General features: G+C 69.0%; 15 protein-coding genes. 4 read left to right on the forward strand and 11 right to left on the reverse strand.

Annotated elements, in window-relative coordinates; translation table 11 throughout:
* Positions 1 to 33: 33 nt before the first annotated feature.
* The 4 genes from infB to rimP all read right to left on the reverse strand — a co-directional run bounded on the left by infB (position 34) and on the right by rimP (position 5,288).
* Complete coding sequence (infB, locus tag TFC3_RS25945) at positions 34 to 3,117, reverse strand: translation initiation factor IF-2 (protein ID WP_067505096.1); 3,084 nt, start codon at positions 3,115 to 3,117, stop codon at positions 34 to 36.
* Positions 3,118 to 3,224: 107 nt separating this feature from the next.
* The gene (locus TFC3_RS36270; RefSeq protein WP_082772308.1) at positions 3,225 to 3,620 is read right to left on the reverse strand and encodes a YlxR family protein; all 396 of its coding nucleotides are present in this window, start codon (positions 3,618 to 3,620) and stop codon (positions 3,225 to 3,227) included.
* Positions 3,598 to 4,614, reverse strand: coding sequence for a transcription termination factor NusA (nusA, locus tag TFC3_RS25955; RefSeq protein ID WP_067505101.1), 1,017 nt, complete (start codon positions 4,612 to 4,614; stop codon positions 3,598 to 3,600). The genes TFC3_RS36270 and nusA overlap by 23 nt, the downstream gene beginning before the upstream one ends.
* Positions 4,611 to 5,288 carry a ribosome maturation factor RimP gene (rimP, locus tag TFC3_RS25960; RefSeq protein WP_067505105.1) on the reverse strand — a complete coding sequence of 226 codons (678 nt, stop codon included), beginning with the start codon at positions 5,286 to 5,288 and terminating at the stop codon, positions 4,611 to 4,613. Before rimP ends, nusA begins: the two co-directional genes overlap by 4 nt.
* A 218-nt stretch (positions 5,289 to 5,506) precedes the next feature.
* Here rimP and TFC3_RS25965 point away from each other — a divergent pair, with 218 nt between their 5' ends.
* A complete protein-coding gene (locus TFC3_RS25965) occupies positions 5,507 to 5,935 on the forward strand; it encodes a hypothetical protein (RefSeq protein WP_067505108.1) in 429 nt (142 codons plus the stop codon).
* Positions 5,932 to 6,354, forward strand: a complete 423-nt coding sequence (locus TFC3_RS25970; RefSeq protein WP_067505111.1) for a ferritin-like domain-containing protein — start codon at positions 5,932 to 5,934, stop codon at positions 6,352 to 6,354. Before TFC3_RS25965 ends, TFC3_RS25970 begins: the two co-directional genes overlap by 4 nt.
* Before the next feature lie 27 nt (positions 6,355 to 6,381).
* Here the strand turns inward: TFC3_RS25970 and map are convergent, their stop codons facing one another.
* Positions 6,382 to 7,239 carry a type I methionyl aminopeptidase gene (gene map, locus TFC3_RS25975; protein WP_067505113.1) on the reverse strand — a complete coding sequence of 286 codons (858 nt, stop codon included), beginning with the start codon at positions 7,237 to 7,239 and terminating at the stop codon, positions 6,382 to 6,384.
* 88 nt (positions 7,240 to 7,327) lie between these two features.
* Here map and TFC3_RS25980 point away from each other — a divergent pair, with 88 nt between their 5' ends.
* Entirely contained in the window at positions 7,328 to 7,645 is a 318-nt protein-coding gene (locus tag TFC3_RS25980) for an STAS domain-containing protein (RefSeq protein ID WP_236718323.1), read from the forward strand.
* Here TFC3_RS25980 and TFC3_RS25985 read toward each other — a convergent pair.
* Positions 7,632 to 11,267 (reverse strand): SpoIIE family protein phosphatase, encoded by a 3,636-nt coding sequence (locus TFC3_RS25985; protein WP_067505116.1) that lies wholly within the window; start codon positions 11,265 to 11,267, stop codon positions 7,632 to 7,634. The genes TFC3_RS25980 and TFC3_RS25985 overlap by 14 nt on opposite strands.
* A gap of 60 nt (positions 11,268 to 11,327) precedes the next feature.
* Here TFC3_RS25985 and TFC3_RS25990 point away from each other — a divergent pair, with 60 nt between their 5' ends.
* On the forward strand, positions 11,328 to 11,900 hold the full coding sequence (locus tag TFC3_RS25990) for an HD domain-containing protein (protein WP_067507608.1): 573 nt from the start codon (positions 11,328 to 11,330) through the stop codon (positions 11,898 to 11,900).
* Here the strand turns inward: TFC3_RS25990 and TFC3_RS36275 are convergent.
* From TFC3_RS36275 to TFC3_RS26015, 5 genes are all read right to left on the reverse strand, one after another.
* On the reverse strand, positions 11,897 to 12,661 hold the full coding sequence (locus TFC3_RS36275) for a gamma-glutamyl-gamma-aminobutyrate hydrolase family protein (protein ID WP_082772310.1): 765 nt from the start codon (positions 12,659 to 12,661) through the stop codon (positions 11,897 to 11,899). The two genes, TFC3_RS25990 and TFC3_RS36275, sit on opposite strands and share 4 nt — an antisense overlap.
* 421 nt (positions 12,662 to 13,082) lie before the next feature.
* Positions 13,083 to 13,775: a gamma-glutamyl-gamma-aminobutyrate hydrolase family protein gene (locus tag TFC3_RS26000; protein WP_067507611.1), complete on the reverse strand. Its 693-nt coding sequence runs from the start codon at positions 13,773 to 13,775 to the stop codon at positions 13,083 to 13,085.
* Positions 13,776 to 14,386: 611 nt separating this feature from the next.
* Positions 14,387 to 15,151 carry a 3-oxoacyl-ACP reductase gene (locus tag TFC3_RS26005; RefSeq protein ID WP_067505122.1) on the reverse strand — a complete coding sequence of 255 codons (765 nt, stop codon included), beginning with the start codon at positions 15,149 to 15,151 and terminating at the stop codon, positions 14,387 to 14,389.
* A gap of 11 nt (positions 15,152 to 15,162) precedes the next feature.
* Positions 15,163 to 16,524: an aldehyde dehydrogenase gene (locus TFC3_RS26010; protein WP_082772311.1), complete on the reverse strand. Its 1,362-nt coding sequence runs from the start codon at positions 16,522 to 16,524 to the stop codon at positions 15,163 to 15,165.
* Between the two features lie 49 nt (positions 16,525 to 16,573).
* Positions 16,574 to 17,920: a glutamine synthetase family protein gene (locus TFC3_RS26015; RefSeq protein WP_067505125.1), complete on the reverse strand. Its 1,347-nt coding sequence runs from the start codon at positions 17,918 to 17,920 to the stop codon at positions 16,574 to 16,576.
* Positions 17,921 to 17,988: the final 68 nt, after the last annotated feature.

The raw sequence follows: 17,988 nt of genomic DNA on the forward strand, positions 1-17,988 counted from the left end.
TGAGCACCGGGGGCCGACGTCATACCGCTGGGATCAGGCCCGCGGCTTCTCGCGCATCTCGAAGGTCTCGAACACGTCGCCGATCTGCGGCGTGCCGAAGCCCGAGAAGGTGACGCCACACTCGAAGCCCTCGCGGACCTCGGTTGCGTCGTCCTTGAACCGCCGCAGCGAGTTGATCGTGACGTTCTCCGCCACCACGACACCGTCGCGCAGGACGCGTGCCTTGGCGTTGCGGCGGATGAGGCCCGACCGGACGATCGTACCGGCGATGAGACCGATCTTGGATGAGCGGAAGACCTCGCGGATCTCCGCCGTGCCCTGCTCGACCTCTTCGTACTCCGGCTTGAGCAGGCCCTTGAGCGCCGCCTCGATCTCCTCGATGGCCTGGTAGATCACGCTGTAGTAGCGGATCTCCACGCCGGCGCGGTCGGCGAGCTCCTTGACCTTGTTCGACGCCCGGACGTTGAAGCCGATGATCGTCGCGATCTGCTCCGACGAGGCCGACGCCAGGTTGACGTCGCTCTCGGTGATCGCACCGACGCCGCGGTGGATGACCTTGAGCTGAATCTCGTCCGGAATCTCGATCTTGAACAGCGCGTCCTCGAGGGCCTCGACCGAACCGGACGAGTCACCCTTGATGAGCAGCGTGAGCGAGGTCTTCTCGCCCTCCTTGAGCTGCTCCATGAGCGTCTCGAGGGTGGCCCGGCCACGCGAGTTGGCGAAGCTCGCCGCACGACGGCGGGCTTGCCGCTGCTCGGCGATCTGACGCACCGTGCGGTCGTCCTCGGCCGCCAGGAACGTGTCACCGGCACCCGGCACCGACGTCAGACCCAGCACCAGAACCGGACGGGCCGGCTCGGCCTCGGCGACGTTGTTGCCGTTCTCGTCGAGCATGGCGCGGACGCGGCCGTGCGCGCCACCCGCCACGATCGAGTCGCCGGCCCGCAGCGTGCCCTTCTGCACCAGGACGGTGGCGACCGCACCGCGGCCCTTGTCCAGGTGCGACTCCACCACGACACCCTGCGCCGGGCCGTCGGTCGGAGCGGTGAGCTCCAGCGACGCGTCGGCGGTCAGCAGAACGGCCTCGAGCAGGTCGTCGATGCCGATGCCGGGCTTGGCCGCGACGTTGACGAACATCGTCTCGCCGCCGTACTCCTCGGCGAGCAGCCCGTAGTCGGCCAGCTGCTGGCGGACCTTCTCCGGGTTGGCGTCCGGCTTGTCGACCTTGTTGACCGCGACCACGATCGGGACCTCGGCGGCCTTGGCGTGGTTGAGCGCCTCGACCGTCTGCGGCATGACGCCGTCGTCGGCCGCGACCACCAGGATCACGATGTCCGTCGCCTGGGCACCACGGGCACGCATGGCGGTGAACGCCTCGTGACCCGGGGTGTCGAGGAACGTGATGGCGCGGTCGATGCCGTTGTGCTCGTAGGCGACCTGGTAGGCACCGATGTGCTGGGTGATGCCACCCGCCTCACCGGCGACCACGTTGGTCTTGCGGATGGCGTCGAGCAGCTTCGTCTTACCGTGGTCGACGTGACCCATGACGGTCACCACCGGCGGGCGGGTGACCAGCCGGTCCTCGGCAACCGCGGCGTCGAGGTCGATGTTGAACTGCGCGAGCAGCTCACGGTCCTCGTCCTCGGGGCTGACGATCTGGACGTTGAAGCCCAGGTGCTCCCCCAGCAGCAGCAGCGTGTCATCGGAGCACGACTGCGTCGCCGTGACCATCTCGCCCAGGTTGAACATCTCCTGGACCAGCGAGCCGGGGTTGGCGTTGATCTTGTCAGCGAAGTCGGACAGCGAGGCGCCACGCGACAGCCGGATCTCCTGACCCTGACCGCGCGGAGCACCCGAACTCATCTGCGGAGCCGACAGGTTGTCGAACTCTTGACGCCGCTGCTTCTTCGACTTGCGGCCACGCGTCGGCCGGCCACCCGGCCGCCCGAAGGCACCCGCGGCGCCGCCGCCACGGCCACGACCGCCACCGCCGGGACGACCGGGGGCACCGCCGACCGGGCCACCGCCGCCGCCACCGGGACGGAAGCCGCCACCAGCGCCGCCACCGCCGCCGGGGCCACCGCGGTAGCCACCGCCACCGCCGCCGGCACCCGGGCCGCCGCGGTAGCCACCGCCACCGCCGCCGGCACCACCGGGACGGAAGCCGCCACCAGCGCCACCACCGGGACCGCGACCGCCGCCACCGGGACCGCCGGGGCGACCCGTGCCGGGGCCGGCCGGACGACCGGGACGCTGCGAGGGCATGGACGCGGGGCTGGGCCGCGGCGGCATGGACGCCGGGCTCGGCCGCGGCGGCATGCCGGGCTGGTTGGGACGCGGCATCGACGCCGGGGACGGCCGCGAAGCGCCGCCACCGCCGGAGACACCGAACGGGTTGTTACCGGGCCCACGCGCCGGCGGCCGCGGAGCGCCGCCACCGGGGGCCGGACGGCCCGGAGCGGGGGCACCGGGCGCAGCCGGGCGCGCCGCAGCCGGCGAACCGGGACGCGGCGGGACCGAACCGGGACCCGGCGGGCGCGGGCGGGAGGCGCCACCGTCGGCCGGGGGCTGCTGCGCCCGGCGCTCGGCGTCGCGGGTGCGGGCCTCCTGAGCAGCCTTCACCGCGGCCTCTTGCTCGGCCTTGAGAGCCGATGCGCGAGCCTCGGCGGCCGCCACCTCGATGTCGTGCGCGCTGGCCGGCTTGGCCACCGGACCGGGCCGGGGGCCCGGACGGCCGGGAACCGGCGCCTTGGGACCGGGCCGGGGCCCGGGACCAGGCACGGAGGCACCCGGAGTAGTAGTGGGAGCCGGTGACGCGGTAGCGCTGGGCGCTCCCGGAGCCGGCGTCGGGCGCGGCGGCTGGGGCCGTGCCGTCATCGGGTTGGGGCGGGGCGCGGAGGACGCGGGGGCGCTGCTGGGCGCCGGAGCGGAGGCCGCCGGTGCGGCGGATCCGTTCTGCGCCTCGTAAGCACCACGCAGCCGCCGGGCCACGGGGGCCTCAACCGTGCTGGATGCGGATTTGACGAACTCGCCCATCTCCTTGAGCTTGGCGAGAACGGTCTTGCTGTCGACCCCGAGCTCCTTTGCGAGCTCGTGTACGCGGGCCTTGCCTGGCACTGCACTCCTCACTTTGAGGTCGTGCGAGCCGAACCCGCAGCGACCTCACTCGTGCACTAGAAGCCTGGTCATTTCAGGGACTTCATCGTGTGCTCATGTCGGTCGTCCTACCTTGCTGGGTCGTGACGAGGCACCGACGCCTCGTCATCGGTCGTTCCGCGCGGCGCGGCCGTGCGGATGTGCTCGGCAAGCAAGCCGGTGTCAGCAACACCGGTGAGACGCAACGCACGCCCGAAGGCGCGACGCCGCTCCGCTTGCGCGAAGCAGGCCAGATCAGGATGCAAATGCGCGCCCCGACCCGGCAGCCGGCGGTTCGGATCTGGTTGAAGCCGGAAAGAATCTCCTGCTCCCACCGCGACGAACCGCAGTAACGCCGAGGCTGGCGCGCGTAAGCGACAACCGATGCACGTCCGTTCAGGAACACGCACCGGGCCAGCCCCGCAAAAGTCTACTCCTCGCACGCGCTTCCCGCGTATCCGGTCAGCTTCCGGTCTCGGCGGCATCCCGCTCCGGGGCCGGCGACGCCTCGTTGTCCGGGCGGATGTCGATGCGCCAGCCGGTCAGCCGGGCGGCGAGCCGGGCGTTTTGCCCCTCGCGCCCGATCGCCAGCGACAACTGGAAGTCCGGCACGGTCACCCGGGCGGTGCGTGCGGCCAGGTCAACGACCTCCACCCGCAGTGCCCTGGCAGGCGAGAGGGCATTGCCGACGAACTGCGCCGGGTCCTCGGACCAGTCGATGATGTCGATTTTCTCGCCGTGCAGCTCCGACATCACGGCGCGCACCCGCTGACCCATCGGGCCGATGCAGGCGCCCTTGGCGTTGACGCCGGGGACAGTCGAGTGCACGGCGATCTTCGTACGGTGACCAGACTCACGTGCGATCGCAGCGATCTCCACCACACCGTCGGCGATTTCCGGCACCTCAAGCGAGAAAAGCTTCTTCACCAGCGCGGGGTGCGAGCGCGACAACGTGATCTGCGGACCTCGGAAGCCCTTGGCCACGTGCACCACGATCGCGCGGATGCGGGAGCCGTGGTCGTACGTTTCGCCGGGCACCTGTTCGGCTTGCGGGAGGACGGCCTCCAGCTTGCCCAGGTCGACGATCACGATGCCCTTCTCGGCCCGCGCGGCATCGGCCTGCACGATGCCGGTGACCAGGTCACCGTCGCGCCCGGCGTACTCGCCGAAGTGGACCTCGTCGGTCGCCTCGCGCAGCCGCTGCAGGATCACCTGCTTGGCGGTCATCGCGGCGATGCGCCCGAAGTCGTGCGGGGTGTCGTCCCATTCGCGCACGATCGTGCCGTCGGCATCCAACTCCTGGGCGAACACCAGGGCGGCACCGTTCTTACGGTCGATCTCCACCCGGGCGTGCGCTTCGGCGCCCTCGGTGTGCCGGTAAGCGGTCAGCAGCGCGGTCTCGATCGCCGCGAGGATCGTGTCGAACGGGATCTCCCGCTCGCGCTCCAGGGCGCGCAGCGCCGCGAGGTCGATGTTCACCTGTCCTCGCCCTCCCCATCCTCATCGTCGTCATCGTCTGCGAAGACATCGTCCTCGTCGTCTTCATCGCCGTCTTCGTCGTCCGCGAAGACCGCCTCGTCCAGCCGCTTGAACTCGATCTGGACCTTGCCGGGGCCGAGTTCCGCGTAGGGGATCTCGCTAACCTTCCCGTCCACGTCGAGCACCACGCCGGTGTCATCCGCGCCGGTGATGCGCCCGGTCAGCGCGCGGCCGGCGACGGTGACGCTCACCAGCCGGGTGACGTTGCGCCGCCAGTGCCGGGGCAGGGTCAGCGGCCGGTCCACGCCCGGCGAGCCCACCTCCAGCTGATATTCCCCAGCCAGCACCTCGTCGCCGGACTCGTCGGCCGCGTCCAGGGCATGGGAGATCTCCCGGGACACCACCGCGACGTCGTCCAGGCTGATCCCACCGTCGGCGTCGACGAGCACCCGCACCACGTGCCGGCGGCCGGCCCGCGACAGATTCACCTCTTCGAGGTCGTACCCGGCAGCCACCACCACCGGTTCGATCACGGCTCGGACCCGCGCGCGGGCGGCCACCAGATCGATCCGTGGAGCCGCGGGAGCCGGCTGCTCGGCGGCTGCGTCACGACCCCGCCCACCGGAGTGGCGGTTGTTCGACGGCCGGGCACCGGCGCGACCACGCTGCGTCATCGGGCCCAACCCCTTCTGCTGGAGTATGGCCGGTGGCGAGCGCCGACCGGCCGATCGCCGGGAACACCGGCATGCCACCGGGGCCGTTTTCCCCGGCGGCTGACGCAGAGCGTAACGCGCCGTCATAGGGCCCCGGCCAGCGCCGCACCGAATCGGGGGCCCGCGCAGGTCAGCGGCATGCTGCAGGAGGACGTGCGCGGATGGTGTTGGATGGTCCAGTGAAAAGACGTCAGCTTCTCGGTGGGGTTGCGGGCACGGCCGGTCTCGCCACGCTGACCGGCTGCGGGCTGTTCGGCGACGACCCCGAGCCGGCGCCGGCCCCCGATGCCCTGCAGCCCGTGCTGGACGAGGCGCTCGCGCTGGCCGCCGGCTATGATCGCGCCGCCGTGGCCGACCCGGCGCTGAAGGTCTTCGGCGACGATCACCGGGCGCACGCGGCCGAGCTGGCCAAGCTGATCGGCGCCACCCTGCCCTCGGCCGCGCCCAGCGCACCCGCGGCTGGCAATTCCAAGGCCGCGCTGCGCAAGGCCGAGCAGGCGGCCCAGAAGACCGCGACCGCGGCGTGCAAGACAGCCCCGGCGGAGCGCGCCGGGATCGTGGGTTCGATAGCCGCGGCCCGAGCCGCCCACGCGGAGGCGCTGCGATGAGCGACGCGATGGCAGCCGCGCTGGCTGCGGAAGAAGCGGCTATCTACGCGTACGGGCTGTTGGGCGTGAAACTGACCTCCGACGGTGACCTGACCGAGGCGCGCGCCTGTGAAGCCATCCACCGCGACCGCCGGGACGCGCTGGTGCTGCGGCTGGCAGCGCTGAAGGCCAGCACCGCGCCCGCGCCCGCCGGTTACCAGCTCCCGTTCGAGGTCACCGATCGCGACAGTGCCCTCAAGCTGGCCATCCAGGTGGAGGACGGGGTCGCGCAGGCGTGGCGCGCAACGCTGCCGTCCACCGAGGGTGGCGACCGCTCGACGGCCCTGAGCGCCTTGACCGACGCCGCCGTGCGAGCCACCCGGTGGCGTCGCCGCGGCAATGTCAGCCCGGTGACTCTTCCCTGGCCGGGACGCCCCTAGGAGCCCTGGCCGGGACTGCTCGAACAGCTACGGCAGGGTCAGGATCTCGGCGCCGTCGGCGGTCACCACCAGCGTGTGCTCGAACTGGGCCGTCCACTTGCGGTCCTTGGTGACCACGGTCCAGCCGTCGTTCCACATCTCGTACTCGTGGGTGCCCAGCGTGATCATCGGCTCGATGGTGAAGGTCATGCCCTCCTGCATCACGAGGTCCAGCCGCGGGTTGTCGTAGTGCGGGATGTAGAGGCCGCTGTGGAAGGTCTCGCCGATGCCGTGGCCGGTGAAGTCGCGGATCACGCCGTAGCCGAAGCGGCGCGCGTACGCCTCGATGACCCGCCCGATCGCGTTGATCGGCCGGCCCGGCGCCACCACCTTGATGCCGCGCATCATCGCCTCGTGGGTGCGCTCGACCAGCAGCCGCGCCTCCTCGTTGACCTCGCCGACCAGGAACGTGGCGTCGGTGTCGCCGTGCACCCCGTCGATGTAGGCGGTGACGTCGACGTTGATGATGTCGCCGTTCTCCAGCACCGTGGTGTCCGGGATGCCATGGCAGATGACCTCGTTGAGCGAGGTGCAGCTGGACTTGGGGAAGCCCTTGTAACCCAGTGTCGAGGGGTATGCGCCGTGGTCGACGAGGAACTCGTGCACCACCCGGTCGATCTCGTCAGTGGTGACGCCGGGTTTGCAGTGCTCCCCGGCGAGCTGGGTGGCCTGGGCGGCGAGGCGGCCGGCGACGCGCATCTTCTCGATGGTCTCGGGCGTCTGCACGTGCGAGCCACGCCACTCTTTCGGGCGCTTCTTGCCGACATACTCGGGCCGGGTGATCTGTGGCGGCACCGCCCGCCAAGGCGAGAGCTTTCCCGGAGTCAGCGGGGCACGAACGGTCATGTTCCCAGCCTATCGCCGCAAGGCCGGGCGCTTCGGGCCAGCGGGACCGGTTCTTGCCGCCCTGTGGGCCCTGTGTAATCGTGTCTGCGTGGATCAAGACGGCCCCAAGAACATCTTTTCGGTCACCGCGGCGGTGGCCGGCGAGCGCGTCACCGTCGTCGTGACCGGCGAGGTGGACATGTCGACGGCCGGACAGATGATCCAGACGGCCACCGACGCGCAGACCCGAGCGGTGACGCTGGATCTGCACGGCGTCACGTTCTTCGACTCGGCAGCGATCCAAGCTGTGATCCGGCTCGTCGAGCGGTATGACGGCGGCACACTTGAGGTCGTACCATCGGCTGCGGTTTTGCGGGTTTTGCAGATTTCGGGGTTGGACGCTCAGCCCTGGCTCAAGCGCGGCTGATCGGCCGGCGCAGCGTTACGGACGTGCCCGCCTCGGAACGCGCCACCGACAGTTCCGACAACGCGCCGATCAGCGCCAGCCCGCGGCCCCGGAAGCCCGGACCGGTCGCCGGACGCCACCGGCCGGTGTCGTGCACGGTCGCCGTCACCGCGTCGTCCACCAGCGACACTTCGACGGTTATCACTGGCTCGGCCGGGTCGATCGGATGCTCGATTGCGTTCGCTGCCGCTTCCGAGACTGCCACCGTCACGTCGAAAATGTCATTGTCGGGCACGTCGTTGGCGGTGAGGAAATCCTCCAGACGGCGCCGCAGCACGCTGAGCCGAGTCGGATCCGCGGGCAGCCGCAACACGAACTCAAGCGGCTCGGTGGCCTGCAGCGCCAGCAGCGCGATGTCGTCGCGGCGGGGGCGCACAGCGGCCTTGGCCAGCAGGTTGTCCAGCATATCCTCGACATGGTCGGTGGGTTGGGCCAGGTCCGCGCGGATCTCGGAGAAGCCGGTGTCGATGCCCTGCCGCCGGTCCTCAACAAGACCATCGGTGTAGAGCAGCAGCCGCCGCCCGGGTTCGAGCACGGCCTGCAGCGTCGGATATTGCGAGCCGCCGAGCGCACCGATGGGCGGTCCGAGCGCCGAAGTGTAGAGAAACTCCCCCTCCTCGCCCGCCGCCGCGATGATCGGCGATGGATGCCCGGCCGAGGAGAAATGCAATTCCCTCACGCGAGGATCAAATCGCACGCAGACCACTGTGGCAAATTGCCGCCGGCCGAGGTTGTCCACCAGCCGGTTGAGGCGGGTCAAGGCATCTCCACAATCGAAACCCTCGAGGATGTACGCCCGCAGCGCATTGCGCAGCTGACCCATCACGGCAGCGGCTTGCACACCCTTGCCAACCACATCGCCGATCACCAGGAACAGTTGATCGCCGGGCGCGTGGATGACGTCGTACCAGTCGCCACCCACCTCGGCTTCGGAACTGCCCGGCAGGTAGCGGCTCGCTACGATCGCGCCGGGCATCCGGGGCAGCGACTGCGGCAACAGGCTGTGCTGCAACGTGCTGGCAATGCGGTGCTCGGCCTCGTACAGCCGGGCGTTCTCCAGGCGCAGCCCGATCAACCGGGCCAGCTGGGTGAGCAGCACCGGCTCGGCCGGGCCGTCCGGGCCGGACCACACCGTCAGCTCGCCGAGCGTGGCCCCGGACGTGTCCGGCAACACCAGCACCGCGTCCGGCTGCGCGGTGTCCGATGCTCCCCCGTCCACTTCGGCCCGGGCCCCCGGCGTGGTCACCACGACCCGGCCCGCCGAGGTCATCGCGCGCACGTGCCGAGCCGCCACGTCGAGCACCTCGGCCGTGGTCCGTACGGTGTTCACCGCCGCCGCCGCATCGACCAGCCCGCGCAGCCGGCTGATGATCTGGCGCCGCAGCAGCCCCAGCTCCAAATTGGCCCGTAGCCGCGCGGTCAGCTCGCGCGCCGAGAACGGCTTGACCAGGTAGTCGTCGGCCCCGGCGTTCAAGCCCTCGACCGCGGACTCCTCGCCGGCACGGGCGGAGAGCACCAGGATCGGCACGTCCCGGGTCCGCTCGTCGGCCCGCAACGCCTGGATCAGCCCGAACCCGTCCAGCCGGGGCATCATCACATCGGTCAGCACCAGGTCGAACGGTTCGTCGCGGGCCCGTTCCAGCGCCTCCTGCCCGTCGGCTACCGCTGTCACATCCCAGGTCGGCCGCAGCAGCCGTACCACGTGGTCGCGCAGGTCAGCGTTGTCGTCAGCGACCAGCACCCGCCCCCGGCGGGCAGCCTGCACCTGCCCCGGCGGGGTGGGTACGGCCTCGGGCAAGCTTTCGCCAAGCCACCAGTGCGCCTCCTCGACATACAGCCGGGCCTGGTCGACGAGCAACGCCTCGCCCGGGTCGTCAACGATGCGATCGGCGGCCAGATGGGCGGTCCCGAGCGGGACGGCAACCCGGAACGTGCTGCCCACCCCCGGCGCGCTCTGCGCGGTGGCGGTGCCGGAGTGCAGCTCGACCAGCTCGCGCAGCAAAGCCAGGCCGATGCCGGTGCCCTCGTGGCTGCGCGACCAGCTCCCGGTGACCCGGTGGAACCGATCGAACAGCAGCGCCTGATCCTCGGGCGTGACGCCCACCCCGGTGTCGATCACTTCCAGCACCGCGACCCCGGACTGCTCCGACAGCCGCACGGTGATCCCCCCGGACCGGGTGAACTTGACCGCATTGGAGAGCAGATTGAAGACGATCTTCTCCCACATCTCCCGGTCGACGTAGACGGGCGCGCTCAGCGGCGGGCACTCGACCTTCAGCGACAACCCGGCGCGCTCGGTGGCTGAGCGGAAGGCGCTGGCCAGCCGGGCCGTGTAGTCGGCCAGGTCGGTGGGCCGGTAGGCGGCACGCAGCCGACCGGATTCCAGCCGGGAGAAGTCGAGCACGGTGTTCACCAGCTTCAGCAGCCGCAAGCCGTTGCGCCGCATCGGTTCGAGGCGTTCCCGCTGCTCGGCGTCGATCCCCGGCATCGCCAGCAGATCCTCCAGCGGGCCCAGGATCAAGGTCAACGGCGTGCGGAACTCATGGCTGACGTTGGAAAAGAAGTTGGTCTTGGCCGCGTCGAGGGCCGCCAGCTCGGCGGCGCGTTTTCTCTCCTGCTCGTACGCCCGCAAGTTGGCGACCGCCCGGGAGATCTGTGCGGTGGCCAGCAGCAGGAAGTCCCGGTAATCGTCATCCAGCGCCAGATACCGGCTGACCCCGACAACCAGGGCACCGACATCGGTGGTGCCGATGCCCACGGGCAGCACCAACGCCTCGGGCGCGGCCGATGTGGGCGGTGGATGGGCAACGTCCCCGGCTGCTACCGTGCCGGCCCGATCGGTGCGGATCGCGGTTTCCACGGCTTGCCGCGCGGCGCCTTCCAACGGCCAGCACGCCACCGGCGGCACCCCGGACGATCCGGCCAGCAGCACGGCGTCCCCGCCGGCCGGGTCGTGGAGGTAGAGCGCGGCGAACGGCACGTCACCGTCGTTCTCGCCGAGCACGCGAGCGGCTTGCACCCCGAGCGCGGCCTGATCCGGCGCATCGGCCAGCAGCGAGGCGAGCCGGCTCAGCGTGCGTACCCGCCGGCTGCTGAGCACCTGCGCGGTCGTGTCGCTGACGATGCAGAAAAAGCCGCCAACCGTGCCGTCAGCGAGCCTGATGGGATCGTACGAGATGTCGAAGTAGGTCTCCTCGAGGAAGCCGTGCCGTTCGAGGAGAAAGGGGTGGTCGGAGGCCCAATAGGCTTCGTCGTTGGTGACCACGCCGGTGAACAGGTCCTGCAGCAGACCCCAGGTCTCGGCCCACATCTCGCGGGCGGGCCGGGCCAGGTGAAGGGGATGCTTGATGCCAATCGTCGGGATGTAGGCATCGTTGTAGAGGGCGCAGTAGTCGGGGCCCCAGAAGACGGCGATCTGCGCCTTCGACGCCAGCATGGTGGAAACGGCGTGCACGAACTCATCGGGCCACTGCGCGGGCTCCCCGAGCGGAGTCGCCGCCCAGTCCAGCTCACTCATGCGGCGACCCATCTCACCGCCGCGCTCGAACGCCGTCCGTAGCTGCCCCGGCAGGCCACCGCCCATGCACCCCTCCGGACTGTCTCGACCGATCCCGCTGGGTAAACCGTAGCTAGCCTGGTGCGCGTGACAAACCCGGCCCTCGACCGTGCGCTGACCGACTCCGGCCTACGCCCGCTGCCCCCGGCGGCAACCGAGTTGCTGCAATCCCTGCAAGCCCCGCCGCGGCTGGCCGCGCATCTGCGAGCGGTCCACGATGTGGCCTGGTTGCTGACGGATCGGCTGGGCCGAGCCCGGCCGGAGCTGGACTTCGACACCACGGCGGTGCTGTTCGGCGCGGCGACGCACGACATCGGCAAAGTCATTCATGGCGAAGAACTGGCCGTACCGGGAAATCGGCATGAGGCGGCGGGAAGGGATTTGCTGATCTCGTACGGGGTGCCATGGCATCTTGCTCGTTTTGCCGGCACGCACGGGTCCTGGGACGCCGAGGAAGAGCGGACACTGGAGGATCTGCTGGTCAGCCTGGCGGACAAGGTGTGGAAAGGCGCCCGGGTGCCCAGCCTGGAAGATCAAGTGGCTGGGCATCTCGGCGGGCCGCCCTGGGAAAGCTTCATGTTCCTCGACGATGTAATACAAGAACTGGCCGGGGCCGCTGACTCACGGCTGGCGTTTCAATCGGCCTTTCCGGTGCGTTAGGCCGCTCGCCGCTCTTGCTGTTGCTCCGGAAAGTGCAGACCGGATCGGCGCGCTGCGGCTTCGGCGAGGGCGGCATAAACTCGGAGATCACCGGTACGTTCCGGGTGCCATTGCACGCCGAGAGCAAAAGCGTGCTCCCGATGTTCCATAATTTCCGGAACCCGATCATCGGGACACCACCCGCTGACCGTGAATGTGCCCGGATCATCAACCGCCTGATGGTGGAACGAATTGACGGTGAGCCGCGACCCCAGCAAGGCGAAGGCCGCGGAATGCTCTTGAACAACGACTTCATGCCGTCCGAAATCAGCGGCGTCAGCGGCCAGCGGATCGGTACCCGGGGCGGCCCGGTGCCGCTCATGCCCCACCACATCGGGAAGATGCTGATGCAGCGAACCGCCGGTGGCCACGGCCATGACCTGCATGCCCCGGCACACACCGAGAACGGGAAGGCCCATGTCCAGAGCGGCTCGCATGAGCATCAACTCGGCCGTGTCCCGGGGCTGGTCAGCCTCGGTAGCAGGATGGCGCGCAGCCCGATAAGTCGCCGGATCGATATCCCCGCCCCCGGCAAACAAAATCCCATCAAGCGATTCCAGAACATCCACACCGGGATCATCGGGGGTAACAAGGACAGCCCGGCCGCCAGTAGCATGAACGGCTCGGACATAGGCAATCGGCAGCATCCCTACTTCCTGATTGCTGCCGTTGTACTGGACGTGCTGAGAATACGAGGTCAGTCCGATCAAGGGTCGACGCATGCGAGCGCTCCTCTCGGTCTCTAGATGTCAGACATCGGCCGGAAGTCGAGACGCCTGAGGCCCTCACCGCACCCGGTTCTGGGGTACGGCTGGTTCTTGCCCGGGGTGGGGGTGAGTGGCTGTCGGCTTGGTTCCGGCCGTTCGGTCGGCTGTTGGTCCCGGCTGCCGGGTCCGAGGGGGGTGGCCTGGACTGCTTGGCTCGGGTCGCTGGGTTTCCGGGCCGGTTGGGGTGGCCCGTTGCCGGCGGTTCCTGGGGGTCGCGGTCCGGTGGCCAGCCCGGCGGCACTGCTGGGCTCGTCTCGGAGAGGGTCGATGTCCGGCATCGTTGCGGGGGGTGAGGTTGCCTGACGGCCTCCTTGCCGGGGCGTCCCTGTACTGAAGAGCGCGCCCCGAAAGCCGCTTGTTCCGCTATCTGCGGCATTCACCCGTTAGAGGCCGCGGCTGTGACCAGCGCTCCAAATATGCGTTTGTCCCATACCACCTCAGGGTGCCACTGCACGCCAAGCACGAAGGTCATTTCCGGATCCTCGACGGCCTCGATCAACCCATCGTTCGTACGTCCGGTCACGGTGAGCGACCCCGCATCAGCAACCCCCTGATGGTGGTAGCAGTGCACCGAGCGATCCTCGCCCATGAGCCCGGCAACCCGGCTGCCGGGAATGAAGGACACTTCCTGCTTCCCGTAGACGCCCGGTGCGGGCCGGTGTCCCTCGTGCCGCAGAACGTCGGGCAGATGCTGGTGAAGAGCACCCCCGGCGGCCACGGCGAGCAACTGCATCCCCCGGCACACTCCGAGCACCGGAAGATCCTGAGCAAGAGCCACCCGCGCCAACAGTATCTCGGCCGAATCCCGCTCCGGCCGGGTAACCGTGAGCGGCTCAGCCTGCGCGCCGTACATGTCGGGAGCCAGATCGGCGCCGCCGGAAAGCACCAACCCGTCCAGCACCCGAAGAATGTCGGCATCCATGTCATCGGGCGGAAGAAGCACAACCCGCCCGCCAGCAGCACTCACCGCAGCGACATAGTCATGCGGCACAAGCGCCGTTGGCAGATCGCGCCAAACCCCCCACGTAGCGGGCTCCACGTAGGTGGTGATGCCAATGACCGGGCGCATCTCCGCAACCTTAATCATCGTTCCGCCCAGATCAAGTGGCCGCGATCTGAGAACCACTCCAGCGCACTCCCGCGGGATCGAGCCCGTTCACCGGCGGGCGCGGGGAAGTCGCAGGTCCCCGTGGCACTGCTCCCCGGCCAGGCGCGCCGCCGCTGCACGTCTATATGCGCCACGCCTTCTGCGGGCACGGCTCGGCAACGCATTCTGCGGGCACGAGCGCGCGGCGTCACCCTCTTGAGGGCTGACGCCGCGCCCGGGCCCGTCCGACCCACCGGCACAGCGATCAAAGCGTGCACCGGCAGGGATTCGACCCCTGCGCCTCCTTCATAAGGAAGCGTGCAGTTCGGGTGCCCGCGGTCTGATCGTCCTAAACAAACCATGCGGAATTTCAGCAGGTCGGCACAGTGCGCGATCATCCAACTCCGCTAAGAAGCCGGAACCATTCCCCCGCCCATGCCGGCCATTTCCCTACCTCCGCCCGCTGGTGCACCCCGCCAATCCAGCCACCCCGGCAGCCGGCTCAATCTCCGAGCCAACAACCGCCATCAGGCAGCGACTTCCAAGCCGCCCTCGACGCAGGACCACAGACCACTCTCCCGCACCCCGGCGAATCACAGCGGCGTCACATAGGCCCCCGTAATCCCGCCATCCACGACGAACTGCGAAGCAGTCATGAACGAAGCGTCGTCGCTGGCCAGGAAAGCCACCGCCGCCGCGATCTCCTCAGGCTCCGCGAACCGGCCCATCGGCACATGCACGAGGCGCCGGGCCGCGCGTTCCGGGTCCTTGGCGAACAGGTCCATGAGCAGCGGCGTAGCGACCGGGCCTGGGCAGAGCGCGTTGATGCGGATGCCTTCGCGGGCGAATTGGACTCCGAGCTCGCGGGTCATGGCCAGTACGCCGCCCTTGCTGGCCGTGTACGCGATCTGCGACGTTGCCGCTCCGAGCAGGGCCACGAACGACGCCGTGTTGATAATCGAGCCCTTGCCCTGCCGTTGCATGTGAGGGATCGCGTACTTGCAGCAGAAGAACACGCTGGTGGTGTTGACCTTGAGCACTCGTTCCCACGCTTCGATGCCGGTTACCAGAATCGAATCGTCGCTGGGTGGGGAGATGCCGGCGTTGTTGAAGGCGATGTCCACTCGGCCGTGGCGCTCGGCGACGCCGTCGAAGAGGGCTCGTACCGCATCTTCGTCACTGACGTCGCAGGCCACGAACTCGCCGCCCACTTCCTCGGCGGCGGACTTGCCCGCGTCCTGCGAGATGTCCACGCAGACGACCTTGGCGCCCTCGGCGGCGAACCTGCGCGCGGTGGCCAGCCCGATGCCACTGCCCGCGCCGGTGATGACCGCGACCCGATCTTGCAAACGCTCCACAGCCGACCCTCTCAGCTTTCCGTTGAGATGAACACGTTCTTGACGTCGGTGAAGCCCAGCACCGCGTCGGGACCCAACTCCCGGCCGAACCCGGACTGCTTCATGCCACCGAACGGCGTCCAATAGCGCACCGACGAGTGCGAGTTGACGCTGAGGTTGCCGGTGTCGACGCCCCGGGAGACCCGCAGCGCCCGGCCCAGATCCCGGGTCCAGATCGAGCCGGAGAGCCCGTACTCGGTGTCGTTGGCAAGCTGGACAGCCTCGTCCTCTTCATGGAACGGCAGCACCGAGATGACCGGCCCGAACACCTCCTCGCGCCAGTGCCGATCCCGTGCCGAGTGGGCCAGCAGCACCGTGGGCGGGAACCACCAGCCGTCGCTGCCGGGAGCGGCGCCGGTGAACGCGACCTCGCCCTCGGCGGTGTAGGAGGCCACCTTCTCCCGGTGCGCGGCGGAGATCAGCGGTCCCATCTCGGCCGTGTCGAGCTGCGGGTCCTCCACCCGGAAAGCCTTTACGGCCGGCTCGAGCAGGGCGAGGAAGCGGTCGTACACCGTGTCCTGGACCAGCAGTCGTGACCGTGCGCAACAGTCCTGGCCCGCGTTGTCGAACACGCCGCCCGGAGCGCTTGCCGCGGCCCGTTCCAGGTCAGCGTCGGCGAAGACGATGTTCGCGTTCTTGCCGCCGAGTTCGAGGGTCACCCTCTTCACTTGATCGGCACAGCCAGCCATGATCGACTTGCCGACCCTGGTGGATCCGGTGAAGCAGACCTTCCGGACGCCCGGATGCGTGACGAACCGCTGCCCCACCACGTCACCGCGACCGGGCAGCACCGTGAACACGCCCTCGGGCAGGCCCGCTTCCAACGCCAGCTCACCGAGACGCAAGGCGGTCAGCGGGGTCAGCTCGGCGGGTTTGAGCACCACGGTGTTGCCGGCCGCGAGCGCGGGCGCGAACCCCCATCCGGCGATTGGCATGGGGAAATTCCACGGGACGATGATGCCGACCACGCCGAGCGGTTCGTGGAACGTCAGGTCGATGCCGCCGGCCACCGGGATCTGACGCCCGGCCAACCGTTCGGGCGCCGCCGCGTAGTAATCGAGCACGTCGCGGACGTTGCCGGCTTCCCACCGCGCGTTGCTGATCGTATGCCCCGCATTGCGGACCTCCAGCCGAGCAAGCTCCTCGACGTGCTCGTCAACAACCGCCGCGAAGCGCCTCAGCAGCCGAGCCCGATCCCCCGGTGCGATCTTGCGCCAGCTCTCGAAGGCCCGTTGCGCCCGCTCGATCGCGGCGTCGGTCTCGACAACCCCGTTCAGCGGTACGTCCCGGAGCACGCCCCCGGTCGCCGGGTTGATCAGGTCAATGCTGTCCACGCCCCACCTCCCCGATGATCATCACACGCCGTTCCTGCCGCACCTTCGTTCACAAACGCTCGAATCCGCGCCGCAGCTCCCAGTCGGTGACCGCCGCATCGAACGCCGACAGCTCAACTTTCGCCATGTTCGCGTAGTGCGCCACCACGTCGCCACCGAAGGCCGCGGCGGCAACGGGCCCGGCCTGCCACAACTCCAGGGCCTCGCGCAACGTTGCCGGGACCCGCGGTGCCGTGCTGTCGCCGTACGCGTTGCCTGCGAATTCGTCCTCAAGCACCAGCTCGTTCTCGATCCCGTGCAGCGCCCCCGCGATCAAGGCCGCGATGGCCAGATAGGGATTGACGTCGCCGCCCGGCACCCTGTTCTCCACTCGCATGCCCTGGCCATGGCCGGCGATGCGCAGCGCACATGTGCGGTTGTCGACCCCCCATCGCAGCGCGGTTGGCGCGAAGGAACCGTGCTGATAACGCTTGTAAGAGTTGATGTTCGGCGCGAAGAGCAGGCTGAACTCGCGCATGGTGGCGAGCAATCCGGCCAGCACCTGCTGCCCGAGGACCGACAAATGAGCCGGGCCATCTCCCAGCATCGCCGAGCGGCCGTCCTCGCCCCGCAACGAGAAATGGATGTGACAGGAATTGCCTTCCCGTTCGTTCGGCTTGGCCATGAAGGTCAGCGCCATGCCCTCCTGCGCGGCGATCTCCTTGGCGCCATTCTTGTAGATCACGTGGTTGTCGGCGGCAGCCAGCGCTTCGGCATAGCGGAAGGCAATCTCGTGCTGACCGTAATTGCACTCGCCCTTGGCGCTCTCCGGGGTGAGCCCGGCACCGGCCATCTCATTCCGGATGCGCCGCAACAGCGGCTCGACCCGAGCGGTGCCGAGCAGCGAGTAGTCCACGTTGTACTGATTGGCAGGTGTCAGATCCCGGTAGTTCTTGTCCCACGCCTGTTCGTAACTGTCCTTGTAGAGCACGAATTCAAGTTCGGTCCCGGCGTACGCAGTAAGCCCGCGTCCGGCCAGCCGGTCCAGTTGGCGCCGCAGAATCTGGCGGGGAGACGCGTATACGGGCTGACCATCGGTGGTCTCCAGATCGGCGAGAACCATGGCCGTGCCCGGCTGCCACGGCACCGGCCGCAGCGTCGTGAAGTCGGGTTTCATCACGAAGTCGCCGTAGCCGCTGTTCCAGGACGACATCGCGTAACCGTCGACGGTGTTCATGTCCACGTCGACGGCAAGCAGGTAGTTGCAGCCCTCGCTGGCGCCGGACACCACCTCGTCCATGAAGTAGCGGCCGTGCAGGCGCTTGCCCTGCAGGCGCCCCTGCATGTCGGCGAGCGCGAGCAGGACGGTGTCGATGCTGCCATTGGTGACCGCGACGTCGAGGTCCTCGAGATCCATGGGTGCAGTCCTATCTCACGGGTCCGACAGATTGCCGGGGCCGGGCGGGTCGCCCGGCCCCGGAGACT

Source organism: Actinoplanes sp. TFC3 (genome assembly GCF_001553785.1).
In the GTDB taxonomy this organism is placed as follows: Bacteria; Actinomycetota; Actinomycetes; order Mycobacteriales; family Micromonosporaceae; genus Actinoplanes.